The 13024-nt window shown below is 68.3% G+C and carries 12 protein-coding genes; 6 read left to right on the top strand and 6 right to left on the bottom strand.

Annotated features, from left to right (window positions below):
- Positions 1-33: 33 nt before the first annotated feature.
- Positions 34-588 (bottom strand): flavodoxin family protein, encoded by a 555-nt coding sequence (locus ACE3RQ_RS07840; protein ID WP_374521403.1) that lies wholly within the window; start codon positions 586-588, stop codon positions 34-36.
- Positions 589-625: 37 nt separating this feature from the next.
- The gene (locus ACE3RQ_RS07835; protein WP_374521402.1) at positions 626-1327 is read right to left on the bottom strand and encodes a pirin family protein; all 702 of its coding nucleotides are present in this window, start codon (positions 1325-1327) and stop codon (positions 626-628) included.
- Positions 1328-1468: 141 nt separating this feature from the next.
- Here ACE3RQ_RS07835 and ACE3RQ_RS07830 point away from each other — a divergent pair, with 141 nt between their 5' ends.
- The 5 genes from ACE3RQ_RS07830 (at position 1469) to ACE3RQ_RS07810 (ending at position 6259) form a co-directional block, all read left to right on the top strand.
- Positions 1469-2419, top strand: a complete 951-nt coding sequence (locus ACE3RQ_RS07830) for a LysR family transcriptional regulator (protein ID WP_374521401.1) — start codon at positions 1469-1471, stop codon at positions 2417-2419.
- A gap of 48 nt (positions 2420-2467) precedes the next feature.
- Positions 2468-3562, top strand: coding sequence for an NAD(P)/FAD-dependent oxidoreductase (locus tag ACE3RQ_RS07825; protein WP_374521400.1), 1095 nt, complete (start codon positions 2468-2470; stop codon positions 3560-3562).
- A gap of 108 nt (positions 3563-3670) precedes the next feature.
- A complete protein-coding gene (gene gluQRS, locus ACE3RQ_RS07820) occupies positions 3671-4558 on the top strand; it encodes a tRNA glutamyl-Q(34) synthetase GluQRS (protein ID WP_374521399.1) in 888 nt (295 codons plus the stop codon).
- 41 nt (positions 4559-4599) lie between these two features.
- Positions 4600-5319, top strand: a complete 720-nt coding sequence (trmB, locus tag ACE3RQ_RS07815; RefSeq protein WP_374521398.1) for a tRNA (guanosine(46)-N7)-methyltransferase TrmB — start codon at positions 4600-4602, stop codon at positions 5317-5319.
- A 10-nt stretch (positions 5320-5329) separates the two neighbouring features.
- The gene (locus ACE3RQ_RS07810; protein WP_374521397.1) at positions 5330-6259 is read left to right on the top strand and encodes a pseudouridine synthase; all 930 of its coding nucleotides are present in this window, start codon (positions 5330-5332) and stop codon (positions 6257-6259) included.
- A 31-nt stretch (positions 6260-6290) separates the two neighbouring features.
- Here ACE3RQ_RS07810 and ACE3RQ_RS07805 read toward each other — a convergent pair whose 3' ends face one another.
- The 4 genes from ACE3RQ_RS07805 to alaS form a co-directional block, all read right to left on the bottom strand.
- The gene (locus tag ACE3RQ_RS07805; protein WP_374521396.1) at positions 6291-6770 is read right to left on the bottom strand and encodes a hypothetical protein; all 480 of its coding nucleotides are present in this window, start codon (positions 6768-6770) and stop codon (positions 6291-6293) included.
- 117 nt (positions 6771-6887) lie between these two features.
- Positions 6888-8009 carry a transglutaminase family protein gene (locus tag ACE3RQ_RS07800; protein WP_374521395.1) on the bottom strand — a complete coding sequence of 374 codons (1122 nt, stop codon included), beginning with the start codon at positions 8007-8009 and terminating at the stop codon, positions 6888-6890.
- Between the two features lie 110 nt (positions 8010-8119).
- The gene (locus ACE3RQ_RS07795; protein WP_374521394.1) at positions 8120-8671 is read right to left on the bottom strand and encodes a TlpA family protein disulfide reductase; all 552 of its coding nucleotides are present in this window, start codon (positions 8669-8671) and stop codon (positions 8120-8122) included.
- Positions 8672-8673: 2 nt separating this feature from the next.
- Positions 8674-11295, bottom strand: coding sequence for an alanine--tRNA ligase (gene alaS, locus ACE3RQ_RS07790; RefSeq protein ID WP_374521393.1), 2622 nt, complete (start codon positions 11293-11295; stop codon positions 8674-8676).
- 220 nt (positions 11296-11515) lie between these two features.
- Between alaS and ACE3RQ_RS07785 the strand changes: the two genes are divergently transcribed.
- On the top strand, positions 11516-12994 hold the full coding sequence (locus ACE3RQ_RS07785) for an NAD-dependent succinate-semialdehyde dehydrogenase (protein WP_374521392.1): 1479 nt from the start codon (positions 11516-11518) through the stop codon (positions 12992-12994).
- Positions 12995-13024 lie beyond the last annotated feature (30 nt).

Raw genomic sequence — 13024 nt, 5'->3', positions numbered from 1 at the left:
TGGGGCACCAACGCGCCCCAAGGCACTCACCCATCAGCCCTTGAACTTGCCCACCACGGCGGCCACGCGCTCGCCGAACTTGCGGGCGGTGTCCACGTCACCCTGGGGAATGGCGTCGGCGCCGGCATCAGACGGGGCTTGCACCAGCAGGCCCACCGAGCCACCCAGGTTGTTCACGTCGTTGCGGGTGGCGGCCTTGGCGTTGGACGGCAGCATGCCCAGGCTGATCCACAGCCCGCCGTGCTGGGCGGCCAGGGTGTTCAGGTAGGCCAGGGTGGCGCCCTTGTCGCCGTTGAGGCTGGCGCTCACCGAGAAGCCAGCGAAGAACTTGTCTTGCCAGGCGCGAGAGAACCAAGGCTTGGAGCTGGCGTCTGCAAACTTCTTGAACTGCCAGCTCGGGCCGCCCATGTAGGTGGGCGTGCCGAAGACGATGGCATCAGCGCCAGCCAGGGTGTCCCAGCCGCCTTCGGGCAGGTTGCCCTCGGCGTCGATGGGCAGCAGCTGCGCATCGGCGCCCTTCGCCACCGCCTGGGCGATGAACTGGGTGTGACCATAACCCGAGTGGTAAACCACAACGACGTTTGCCATGTTTGCGTTTCCTGTTGTTGTTGAAAAAAAGTAAAGATCAAGCGGCGAGGTCAAACACCAGCACCTCGGCATCGGCGCCGTCGGCCAGCTCCACCTTGGGCTCGCCGGCCATCACGGCGGCGTCGCCGCCCTTCAGGCGCTGGCCGTTCACGCTCAGTTCGCCGCGCACCAGGTGCACATAGGCCTTGCGCGCCGGGTCTAGGGTCAGCTCGGCGCGCTCGGCGCCATCGAACAAGCCGGCGTAGAGCGCGGCGTCGGCGTGGATGGTCACCGATCCATCGGCACCATTGGGCGACGCCACCAGGCGCAGGCGGCCGCGCTTCTCGGCCTCGGCAAAGCCCTTTTGCTCGTAGCTCGGGGGAATGCCGCGCACGTTGGGCTCGATCCAGATTTGCAAAAAGTGCGTCTCGCTGTTGGGCGCGTGGTTGAACTCGCTGTGCATCACGCCGCTGCCGGCGCTCATGCGCTGCACGTCACCGGGCGGAATGCCCTTCACGTTGCCCATGCTGTCTTTGTGGGCCAGGTTGCCTTGCAACACGTAGCTGATGATTTCCATGTCGCGGTGACCGTGGGTGCCAAAGCCCGTGCCGGGGGCGATGCGGTCTTCGTTGATCACGCGCAGGTTGCCCCAGCCCATCCATTGCGGGTCAAAGTACTCGGCAAAGGAAAACGAGTGCTGGCTCTTGAGCCAGCCGTGGTCGGCTTGGCCTCGGGCGTCGGATCGGCGGATGTGAATCATGGCGGGCTCCTCTCGTCTGGGGGTGGTGCCGGGGCTCGCATTGGGCCTTGGCATGAGAAGAATTCTCAATCGCCCCGCCCTGCCTTGGGTCGCAGGGCTTTGATGGCATCATTCAAAAAATCTGAATGAAACACCCCTCCAATGCCTGCCGCGCCCAACCCCCGCTCCGCCCTCTCCGCCGAAAACCTGGCCTTGCTGGAGGCGGTCTCTCGCCTGGGCAGCATGGCGGCGGCAGCGCGCGAGCTGGGCATGGTGCCCAGTGCCCTCACCTACCGGGTGCGCCAGATCGAAGACGCGCTGGACGTGCTTTTGTTCGACCGCAGCGCCCGCCGTGCCGTGCTCACGCCGGCTGGGGCCGAGTTGCTGCGCTCGGGCGAGTACCTGCTGAACGAGCTTGACGCCGTGGCGCAGCGCGTCAAGCGCGTGGCAACGGGTTGGGAGCCGCAACTGACCATCGCGGCCGATGCCGTCATCTCACGCGCCACCCTGTTCGAGCTGTGCGAGGCCTTCTACGCCACCGGTGCGCCCACCCGGCTGCGCCTGCGCGCCGAAACCCTCTCGGGCACGTTGGAGGCCTTGCAAACCGGCCAGGCCGATCTGGCCCTGGGCCTGAGCAGCGACCTGTCCGCCACCGACCTGCAGGTCGGCTCACTGGGCTCGGTGGTGTTTGTGTACGCCGTGGCCCCGCACCACCCGCTGGCCAGCATCGACCGCCCCCTGGGGGACGAAGACATGCGCGCCCACCGGGCCGTGGCGGTGGCCGACTCCACCGTGCGCGGGCGCGGCATCACCCACAACCTGCTGCCCGGGCAAGACGTGCTCACCGTGCCCACCATGCAGCACAAACTGGAAGCGCAGTTGCGCGGCCTGGGCGCGGGCTTTCTGCCCCAGCCCCTGGCCCAGCCCTACATCAACGCCGGGCGCCTGGTGGTGAAACCGCTGCAACGCCCCGACAGCGTGTTGCGCATGGCCTATGCCTGGCGCCAGCCGCGCAGCCAGGCCGACACCGGACGAGCCTTGCGCTGGTGGCTTGATCGACTGGAACACGCCAAAACACGAGAAGCCCTGTTGCACCACCACCATCAAAGCTGAGGGCCGCCACCGCTGCTACATTCGCCAGACACCCCACAGCACCACCCCATGAACGCCACCACTTCCACCAGCCCTTCCCTCGCCCCGCTTCACTTCGCGGTCATTGGTGCCGGCATGGCCGGCGTGGTCGCGGCGCGCACGCTGCTGCAGGCCGGGCACCGCGTCACCCTGTTCGAGAAAAGCCGAGGCGTGGGTGGCCGCATGGCCACGCGCCGCACCGAGTTTGGCGGGTTTGACCATGGCGCACAGTACTTCACCGTGCGCGACCCGCGCTTCGAACTGGCGCTGCGCCAGACCGCCAGTGCCTTGGTGCGCCCCTGGAGCGTGAGCACCGTTCGTGTGCTCGACGCCTTCGGCCACCTGGTGGCCAGCGCCCCGCCGCCCACCGAGCGTCACTGGGTGGCCACGCCCGGCATGAACGCCCTGGTGGGCCTCTGGGCCAAGCCCCTGGCGCAACCCGAGCTGCACGGCCAACTGCCCGCGCGATGCGAGCTCAACACGCGCGTGCTGCGCATCGAGCGCGACGCGCTGGCCCACCAACGCTGGCAATTGCAGACCGAAGACGCCGATGGCGGGCGGCATGTGCACAGCGGCTTTGACCGCGTGGTGCTGGCCATTCCGCACGTGCAAGCCGATGACCTGCTCAAGGCCAGCGCCCTGGCGCCGGCGCTGCGCCAGGCCATGGCCCCGGTCACGGTGGCCCCGTGCTGGACCCTCATGGTCGCCTTCCCCCAGGCCATGCAACCGGGCCTGGGGCAACTCGGGCCGCAATGGAACGCAGCGCGCAGCACCCACCACCGCATCGCCTGGCTCACGCGCGAGTCCAGCAAGCCCGCACGCGACCCCATCGAACGCTGGACAGTGCAGGCCAACCCCACCTGGTCGGCCGAGCACCTGGAAGACGACCCCGAGCGGGTGAAAGCCAAGCTGCTCAAGGCCTTCTCCGAGGTCACCGGCATTCGCGCCACGCCGCCCCATGCGGTGGTGCACCGCTGGCGCTACGCGCAGACCCAACAGCCGCTGGGCCAGCCCTTCTTGCTGGACAGCGAGTTGGGCGTCGGCGTGTGCGGCGACTGGTGCCTGGGCCACCGGGTGGAAAACGCCTTCGTCTCGGGGCTGGAACTGGCCCTGGCCATGGCGTGAAACTGTTCCCCCCTGCGCCGCTGCGCGGCTTCCCCCAGGGGACCACACCAGTGGCCCGGCAAAGCCGGTTCCACGGTGTGTGCTGAACCAGACACGCGCGCCGGGCAAATGAAGCTGCCAACGGTTTATCGTGGGCGTTTTGCCCCCTCGCCCACCGGGGCGCTGCACGCTGGCTCGCTGGTGGCGGCCCTGGCGAGCTGGCTTGACGCCCGCGCCCACGGCGGTGCATGGCTGGTGCGCATCGAAGACGTGGACACGCCGCGCTGCGTGCCAGAGGCCGATGCCCGCATCCTGCAGCAGCTCGCCGCCTGCGGCCTGGTGAGCGACGAGCCGGTGGTGTGGCAGTCGCAGCGGGGCGAGCTGTACCAGGCCGCATTGGACCGCCTGATCGCCCAGGGCCGCGCCTACCCCTGCGCCTGTTCGCGCAAAGACATCGACAACGCCCTCACCGAGCGCGGTCTGGCGCGCGAGCGCCATCACGCGGCGGTCTATCCCGGCACCTGCCGCCCCGAACGTGGCGGCCTGCAGGGCCGCCCCGCGCGGGCCTGGCGTTTTCGCGTGCCCGATGGCGAAGCGGCCACCGTGCACTGGGCCGACCGACGCCTGGGCCAGCAAGTGCAAAACGTGGCCACCGAGGTGGGCGATTTCGTGCTGAAGCGCGCCGACGGCCTGTGGGCCTACCAGCTTGCCGTGGTGGTGGACGACGGCGCCCAAGGCATCACGCACGTGGTGCGCGGCCAAGACCTGGTCGACAACACGCCACGCCAGGTGCTGCTGCAACAGGCCCTGGGCCTGCCCACGCCCGCCTACCTGCACACCCCGCTGGTGCTGGGGCCCAACGGCGAAAAACTCAGCAAACAAAATGGCGCCAAGCCACTGGACCTAAGCGATCCGCTGGCCGCGCTCAACGCGGCCGCTGCGGCGCTGGGCCTGCCGGCGCAAAGCGGCAGCGTGGGCGAGGCGCTGGGTGGTTGGACAGCCGGCTGGGCCGCCTGAGCCAGGGCGCCTAAAATCCACGGCCCCTTTCGAGAGCCGACATGACCGACCCCCGCCACGCCCAGCCCCGCCCCCAGCCCACCGAGACCACCTACCTGCGCCAGATCAAAAGCTACGTGCTGCGCACTGGCCGCGTGGGCCCGGGCCAGCAACGGGCCTTTGAGCAGTTCGGCCCGCGCTTTCTGCTGAACTACCAGCCCGACCAAGCCTTCAACGCCGAGGCCGCCTTTGGCCGGCAGGCACCGCTGATCATGGAAATCGGCTTCGGCATGGGCGGGGCCACCGCCCAGATCGCCAAGGTGCGCCCGGCCGACAACTTTCTCTGCTGTGAAGTGCACGAGCCCGGCGTGGGCGCGCTGCTCAAGCTGTGCGGCGAGGAAGGCATCGAGAACATCCGCATCCTGCGCCACGACGCGGTGGAGGTGCTGGACCACATGCTGCCCGAGGCCAGCCTGGACGGCGTGCACATCTTCTTCCCCGACCCCTGGCACAAAAGCCGCCACCACAAGCGCCGCCTGATTCAAGGGCCCTTCGTGAACCGGCTGGCCCGCAAGCTCAAGCCCGGCGGCTACCTGCACCTGGCCACCGACTGGGAGCCCTACGCCGAGCAGATGCTGGAGGTGCTGCGCGCCGAGCCGCTGCTGAAGAACACCGCCGAGGCCTACGCACCCAAGCCCGACTACCGCCCGCTGACCAAGTTCGAGAACCGCGGCCTGAAGCTCGGCCACGGCGTGTGGGACCTGGTCTTCACCCGCGTGTGACCGCCGCGCCGTGGCGCACCGCCCCAAGAACCCGCTGATCCCCACCCGCCTGGGCGTGTCGCCCAGTTGCGTGGCCATTCCGCACCGCAAGCCCATGCCCTGGGGCTCGGTGCTTGACTTCTTGTGCGAGCGCCTGCCCGTGGTGTCACCCGAGGGCTGGGCGCAGCGCCTGGCCGCGGGCGACGTGCTGGGCGACGACGGTCAGCCGCTGGACGCCACCGCGCCCTGCGAGCCCGGCGCGCGGCTGTACTACTACCGCCAGCTCGACGACGAGGCCGAGATTCCGTTTGAGGAACGCATCGTTTTTCAGGACGAGCACCTGCTGGTAGCCGACAAGCCGCCCTTCATGCCGGTGACGCCCGGCGGGCGTTACGTGCGCCACAGCCTGATGGTGCGGCTGAAGCAGCGCACTGGCATCGACACGCTCAACCCCATTCACCGCATTGACCGCGAAACGGCCGGGCTGGTGGTGTTCAACCTCCGCCCGCAAGACCGCAACGCCTACCACGCGCTGTTCCGCGACCGCGCGGTGGACAAGCGCTACGAAGCCATCGCGCCGCACCGCACGGACATGGTGTGGCCCACCACGCGGCGCAGCCGCATCGAAGAAGACGTGGAGGCCTTCTTCCGCATGGTCGAGGCCGAGGGTGAGCCCAACAGCGAGACCCGCATTGACCTGCTGGAAGTGAAGGGCCGCTGGGCGCGCTACGCGCTGGAACCCCTCACCGGCAAGCGCCACCAGTTGCGGGTGCACCTGCAGGCTCTGGGCGCCCCCATCGCGGGCGACCAGTTCTACCCGGTGGTGCGCCGCGGCCCCGACGAGGCCGAGGATTTTCAGGAACCGCTGCGCCTGCTGGCGCGCGCCATTGCCTTCACCGACCCGGTCACCGGGCAGGCTCGCCGCTTCGAGAGCGGGCAGCGCCTGCGGTGGCCTGACTGATCAGGCCTAGGTGCCGTTGACTTGGTGCCGTTTACTTGGCGGCGGTGGCTTCAGCGGCCGGGGCGGCCTGGGCACCCACCACTGGCTGGCCTTCTTTTTCGTTGCTGCGATCGAAGACCAGCGACTGACCAAACACCAGCTGCACCCAGGTGGGGTAGGTGTAAGCGGTGCCCTTGTTGTGGTCGATGATGGCGCCAACGCCACCGCCCAGGATGATGTTGCCCCACATGCCGCCATTGGCACGAGACACGGCGCGGGCAGTGGCCTCGGGGTTGGCCGGGTCTTTGCAGACGATGTCCAGGTCCTTGCCCGAGCGGCGCACCTGGGTGGTGTCGCCCGACTTCACGTTGAAAGTGCCGTAGTCGTTGGTGAGGTGGCAGTCGGCGCCAGCGACCATGTTGCCCGCTTGGGTCTTGGTTTCGACCTTGATCGGGTGGGTCGTGTCGTTGACGACCGACGCGCAACCGCCCAAGACCACAGCGGACACCACGATAGAAAGACTTTTGATCACACGCTTTCCCTGTAAAAAATGAAGCGGGAAAGTCTAGGCGGGCAGCATCAGGCAAGCCCCCTAAGGTATCGGCGACGACCAGACCCTGCGACTGGTCGCGCCGAAAAGACCTCGTGATCAGGCCTTGATCTCGCGCGCCGAGATCTGGTAGCGGAAGGCGTCGGGCTCGTAGGGGTCGAGGCGGTCGCCGCCGGTCTCGCCCTGCGGGTACATGAAGAATCCGAGTTCGGGGCCTTGGGCGCCGGGCAGTTCCAGGTCGTGCGCCATGTTCAGGGCCATCCAGTTGCCTTCCCAGGCGCCGAACAGGGCCTTGTTCACGGGCGCCACCAAGGGGTGCTGGGGCGTCTTGATCCAGTCGGCCGCTTCGTGGCGCATGACCTTGGTCACGTCGGCCGGGTCCATGGGCACCCAGCCCAGGCCCGCCAGGTGCACCTCGGCCCGGCAGTGCTGGGCACCTTTGAGGCTGGTGGACGCGGCGCCCAACTGCTTGTAGCCAAAGGCCGAGGGCGCCAGGCGCACGCCGTACACGTCCCGCGCGGGCAGGCCGACCGCGCGACACAGGCCCACGAACAGGGCGTTGAGGTCGGCGCATTTGCCGCCCAGGTTGCCGGTTTCCAGCATGGCCTTGATGTCGCCAGGGCCGCAGCCACGGGTCTTGGGCTCGCGGTAGGTGTTGGCCACCACCCAGTCGTAGATGGCCTGGGCCCGGGCGCGGTCGGTGCGGGCGCCACGCACAGCCTGCTGGGCGGTCTCGCGCACGATGCCGTCGGTGGGCAGCAGTTCGGTGGGCTGGGTCCAGAAACGCAAGGTGGCAGCGTCTTCGGCGGCCGCCGTGCGCGCGGTCCAGTCGGTGGCGCGGTTGCGCGTCTGCACGCGGCTGGTCAGTTCCACGTAGGGCGCTTTCTCGCCCTCGTTGAACACCACATGCAGCAGGCGGGCACCGTAACGGCCGTCTTGCATGAGCATGCCCCGGCCATTGGAGGTGAAGCCCTGCGAGAGGTTGCGCTGCCAGTCGCTCTCGATCGAGGGCAAGGGCAGCCACACCTGGGTCTTGCCCACCGGGTCAACGATGTCCACCCGGGTGGTCACGTCGAAGGTGCGCCACTCGCCGGGGCGGGGGTCAAAGGAGTTGGGGGTGGGGGCCGCCTGGGCGAAGGCGCCAGCGGCATGGAACAGAGGGGTGCTGGCGGCCACGGACGTGGCGGCACAGCGCAGGAATCGGCGCCGATCGGGGGTCATTCAAAGAACTCCGGAGTGGGAACAAGGCCGAGCCACACACACCGGGTGCAGCGCAAAGCCTGGGGAACCGGCCGCGAGCGGCCGGAGAACCCCCGATTATCTCCGCCCGGTCAGCGCTGCCCGAGCACCCGCTCGACCCAGGCCAGGGCCGGGGCGCTGAGCCAGTCCACCTCGCCCTGCACCACCTGACGGGCCTGGCCGCTCCGGTCGATCAGCACCGTGGTGGGGAAGGCGCGCACGCCCCAGGCCTTGGCGATGTCGCCACTAGGGTCAAGCGCCACAGGCACCTGGATGCCAGACGAACTGAGAAAGCGGCGCGCGGTGCGGCCCGATTCGCGAAAGTTCAGGGCCAGCACGGCCACCTTGTCTTCGCCAAACCACTCGGGCAGGGCCTGCAGAGAGGGCAGCTCGGCCCGGCAGGGCGGGCACCAGGTGGCCCAGAAATTGAGCAGGAGCACGCGGCCCTTGAAATCGTCCAGGCGCACCGGCTGGCCTTCCAGCCCCACGGCCTGCAAGGGCGGCGTGGCACGCTGGGCGGGCCAATCGCTCACCCGATAGCCGGGCGAGGCGGCGCCAGCGGCCTGGGCGTGGGCTACGCCCGCGCAGGCGGCCAGGGCCGCCGCGAGGCACTGCCGCCGCGACAACCCGGGACGCGTGGTCACGCTCACAGGCGCTCGGCCACCCAAGCCTGCACCGAGGCCAGGGCCTTGGGCAGGGCAGAGGCGTCGGTGCCGCCGGCCATGGCCATGTCGGGCTTGCCGCCGCCCTTGCCGCCCACCTGCTGGGCCACGAAGTTCACCAGCTCACCGGCCTTCACCTTGCCGGTGCTGTCGGCGGTGACGCCCGCGGCCAGCTGCACCTTGCCGCCGTCCACGGCCGCCAGCACGATGGCGGCGGTCTTGAGCTTGTCCTTGAGCTTGTCCAGGGTGTCGCGCAGGGTTTTCGCGTCGGCGCCTTCGAGCGTGGCCGCCAGCACCTTGATGCCCTTGACGTCCACGGCCTGGGCCATGAGCTCGTCGCCCTGGCTGGAGGCCAGCTTGCCCTTGAGGGCGGCGATTTCCTTTTCCAGGGCCTTCACCTGTTCCAGGGTCTGGCCGATGCGGGCGGTCAGCTCGGCGGCCGGGGCCTTGAGGACACCGGCGGCTTGCGACACGGTGTCTTCGAGCGACTGCAGGTAGGCCAGCGCATTGGCGCCGGTGACGGCCTCGATGCGGCGCACGCCAGCGGCCACGCCGCTCTCGGCCACCACCTTGAACAGGCCGATGTCGCCGGTGGCCTTCACGTGGGTGCCGCCGCACAGTTCCTTGCTGGAGCCGATGCTGAGCACACGCACGGTCTCGCCGTACTTCTCGCCGAACAGCATCATCGCGCCGCTGTTCTTGGCCGCCTCAATGTCCATCACCTGCGCGTTCGCGGCGGCGTTGGCCAGGATTTCGGCGTTCACGATGGCCTCGATCTGGCGGATCTCGGCGTCGGTGACGGGGGCGTTGTGGGCAAAGTCGAAGCGGGTGCGCTCGGCATTCACCAGCGAGCCCTTCTGCTGCACGTGGGCACCCAGCACCTCGCGCAGGGCCTTGTGCATCAGGTGGGTGGCGCTGTGGTTGCGCACGGTGGCGGCGCGCAGGGTGGTGTTGACGCGGGCGGTCACGCTGTCGCCCACGGCCAGGGTGCCTTGCGCCACGCTGCCGTGGTGGCCGAACACGTCGGCCTTGATCTTCTGGGTGTCGACCACGTCAAACCGGGCCGAGCCGGCCACGATCTCGCCCTCGTCACCCACCTGGCCACCGCTCTCGGCGTAGAAGGGGGTGGTGTCGAGCACCACCACGCCGCTCTGGCCGGCCTTGAGGTTGGCCACGGGCGTGCCGTCCAGGTAGAGAGCCACCACCTTGGCGGGGGCTTCCAGGTGCTCGTAGCCCACGAAGGTGTTGCCGGCGCCGGTGTACTCCAGCGCCTTGTCCATCTTGAACTTGCCGGCCGCGCGGGCCTGGGCCTTCTGCTTTTCCATGGCGGCATGGAAGCCGGCCTCGTCCACCGAGAGGCCACGCTCGCGGCAGACGTCGGCCGACAGGTCGAGCGGGAAGCCGTAGGTGTCGTGCAGCTTGAAGGCCACGTCACCGGGCAGCACCTTGGCGCCATCGGCCAGGGCGGCATCCAGGATTTCCATGCCGTTGGCCAGGGTCTCGTAGAAGCGCTCTTCTTCGGCCTTGAGCACCTCGGTGATGCGCTGGGCCTGGCTGGCCATGTTGGGGTAGGCATCGCCCATCATCTTCACCAGGTCGGGCACCAGCTTGTGAAAGAACGGGGTCTTCTGACCGAGCTTGTAGCCGTGGCGGATGGCGCGGCGCACGATGCGGCGCTGCACGTAACCGCGGCCTTCGTTCGACGGAATCACGCCGTCGCTGATCAGGAAGGACGTGGCGCGGATGTGGTCGGCAATCACCTTGAGCGAAGGGTTCGTCAAGTCGGTGGTGCCGGTCTCGCGGGCGGCGGCCTTGATCAGCGCGTCAAAGATGTCGATCTCGTAGTTGCTGTGCACGTGCTGCAGGATGGCGGCCAGGCGCTCCAGGCCCATGCCGGTGTCCACGCAGGGCGCGGGCAGCGGCGTGACCGAGCCGTCTTCCTTCATGTCGAACTGCATGAACACGTTGTTCCAGATCTCGATGAAGCGGTCGCCGTCTTCGTCGGGGCTGCCCGGGGGGCCGCCGGGGATCTCGGGGCCGTGGTCGTAGAAGATCTCGGAGCAGGGGCCGCAGGGGCCGGTGTCGGCCATCATCCAGAAGTTGTCGCTCTTGTAGCGGCCGCCCTTGTTGTCGCCAATGCGAATCACGCGCTCGGGCGGCAGGCCGATTTCCTTGGTCCAGATGTCGTAGGCCTCATCGTCCTCGGCGTACACGGTGGCCAGCAGGCGCTCGGGCGGCAGCTTGTAGACCTCGGTCAGCAGTTCCCAGGCCCACTTCAGCGATTCGCGCTTGAAGTAATCGCCAAACGACCAGTTGCCCAGCATCTCGAAGAAGGTGTGGTGGCGGGCGGTGTAGCCCACATTTTCCAGGTCGTTGTGTTTGCCGCCGGCGCGCAGGCAGGCCTGCACCGAGGCCGCACGCACGTAATGGCGCTTGTCGGTGCCCAGGAACACGTCCTTGAACTGCACCATGCCCGAGTTGGTGAACATGAGCGTGGGGTCGTTGCCCGGCACCAGCGGGCTGGACGCCACCACGGTGTGGCCCTTGGAGGCGAAGAAGTCCAGGAAGGTCTTGCGGATGTCGGCGACGGAGGCGGGGCGGGTCATGGTGGCCTTGGGTTTCGCTTCGGTTATGGGGTGGCGCGCGGGCGCCAAAACCCGCTATTTTCCAACACTGTGGCCCGGTTCGGGCGTGGCCGACCGAATCGGCGGCAATGGCTCGCCCGGCAGGGTCGCCAGCGGCACCGCAGGGGCAAGGGCAAAGGGCTATCCTGCGAGGTTGAACCACGCTGGCCCAACAGCATCCGCACGCCCCTGGAGACACCCAATGGACATGAAGACCTCGCCCCTGGCCCTGCTCAAAGACCCCTCCTTGCTCAAAACCGACGGCCTCATCAACGGCCAGTGGGTGGCCGGCAGGAGCCGATTCGACGTGCACGACCCCGCCACCGGCCAGAAACTGGCCGACGTGGCCAACCTGGGGCCGGCCGAGGCCGAGCAGGCCATCGCCGCGGCCAACGCCGCCTGGGGGGCGTGGAAGAACAAAACCGCCAAAGAGCGCAGCAACCTCTTGCGCAAGTGGTACGACCTGATCATGGCCAACCAGGAAGACCTGGGCCGCATCCTCACCGCCGAGCAAGGCAAGCCCTACGCCGAGGGCAAGGGCGAAATCGCCTATGGCGCCAGCTTCGTGGAGTGGTTTGCCGAAGAGGCCAAGCGCGTCAACGGCGAGACCCTGCCCACCTTCGACAACAACCGCCGCCTGCTGGTGCTCAAGCAGCCCATTGGCGTGTGCGCGGCCATCACGCCCTGGAACTTCCCCCTGGCCATGATCACCCGCAAGGTGGCCCCGGCCCTGGCAGCGGGTTGCCCGGTGATCATCAAGCCGGCCGAGCTCACGCCCCTCACCGCCCTGGCCGCGGCCGAGCTGGCGCTGCGCGCCGGCATCCCAGCCGGTGTGCTCAACGTGCTGAGCGCCGACAGCGCCAACAGCATCGCCATTGGCAAGGTGCTGTGCGAAAGCGACGTGGTGCGACACCTGAGCTTCACCGGCTCCACCGAGGTGGGCCGCATCCTGATGGCGCAAAGCGCGCCCACGGTGAAGAAGCTCAGCCTGGAGCTGGGCGGCAACGCCCCCTTCATCGTGTTCGACGACGCCGACATCGACTCCGCCGTGGAAGGCGCCATCGCCAGCAAGTACCGCAACGCCGGCCAGACCTGCGTGTGCGCCAACCGCCTGTACGTGCAAGAGGGCGTGTACGACCAGTTCGTGGAAAAGTTCGCCGCCAAGGTCAAGGCCTTCAAGGTGGGCAACGGCTTTGAGGACGGCGTGGTGCAAGGCCCGCTGATCGAAGACGCCGCGGTGGACAAGGTGCAGCGCCACGTGGCCGACGCCGTGGCCAAGGGCGGCCGCGTGGTCACCGGCGGGCAGAAGCTGCCAGGCCAGTTCTTCGAGCCCACCGTGGTGGCCAACGCCACGGCCGACATGCTCTGCGCGCGCGAAGAAACCTTTGGCCCGCTGGCGCCGGTGTTCAAGTTCAAGACCGAACAAGAGGCCATCGACGCCGCGAACAACACCGAGTTCGGCCTGGCCAGCTACTTCTACAGCCGCGACGTGGGCCGCATCTTCCGCGTGAGCGAGGCGCTGGAGTACGGCATGGTGGGCATCAACGTGGGCATCCTGGCCACCGAGCACGTGCCCTTTGGCGGCGTGAAGCAGTCTGGCCTGGGCCGCGAAGGCTCGCACCACGGCATGGACGACTACGTGGAGATCAAGTACCTCTGCGTGGGCGATGTGCTGAAGTAATCCGGCCATGAACCCACCGGGGCTGCGCCA

This window comes from Hydrogenophaga sp., from assembly GCF_041913525.1.
Lineage (GTDB): Bacteria > Pseudomonadota > Gammaproteobacteria > Burkholderiales > Burkholderiaceae_C > Hydrogenophaga.
Note: the sequence above shows the minus strand (reverse complement) of the source record. Positions and strands in the feature narration are given on the sequence as shown.

Coding starts and splice junctions, on each gene's coding strand:
- ACE3RQ_RS07840 (WP_374521403.1), bottom strand. CDS start 588: ATGGCAAACGTCGTTGTGGTTTACCACTCGGGTTATGGTCACACCCAG.
- ACE3RQ_RS07835 (WP_374521402.1), bottom strand. CDS start 1,327: ATGATTCACATCCGCCGATCCGACGCCCGAGGCCAAGCCGACCACGGC.
- ACE3RQ_RS07830 (WP_374521401.1), top strand. CDS start 1,469: ATGCCTGCCGCGCCCAACCCCCGCTCCGCCCTCTCCGCCGAAAACCTG.
- ACE3RQ_RS07825 (WP_374521400.1), top strand. CDS start 2,468: ATGAACGCCACCACTTCCACCAGCCCTTCCCTCGCCCCGCTTCACTTC.
- gluQRS (WP_374521399.1), top strand. CDS start 3,671: ATGAAGCTGCCAACGGTTTATCGTGGGCGTTTTGCCCCCTCGCCCACC.
- trmB (WP_374521398.1), top strand. CDS start 4,600: ATGACCGACCCCCGCCACGCCCAGCCCCGCCCCCAGCCCACCGAGACC.
- ACE3RQ_RS07800 (WP_374521395.1), bottom strand. CDS start 8,009: ATGACCCCCGATCGGCGCCGATTCCTGCGCTGTGCCGCCACGTCCGTG.
- alaS (WP_374521393.1), bottom strand. CDS start 11,295: ATGACCCGCCCCGCCTCCGTCGCCGACATCCGCAAGACCTTCCTGGAC.
- ACE3RQ_RS07785 (WP_374521392.1), top strand. CDS start 11,516: ATGGACATGAAGACCTCGCCCCTGGCCCTGCTCAAAGACCCCTCCTTG.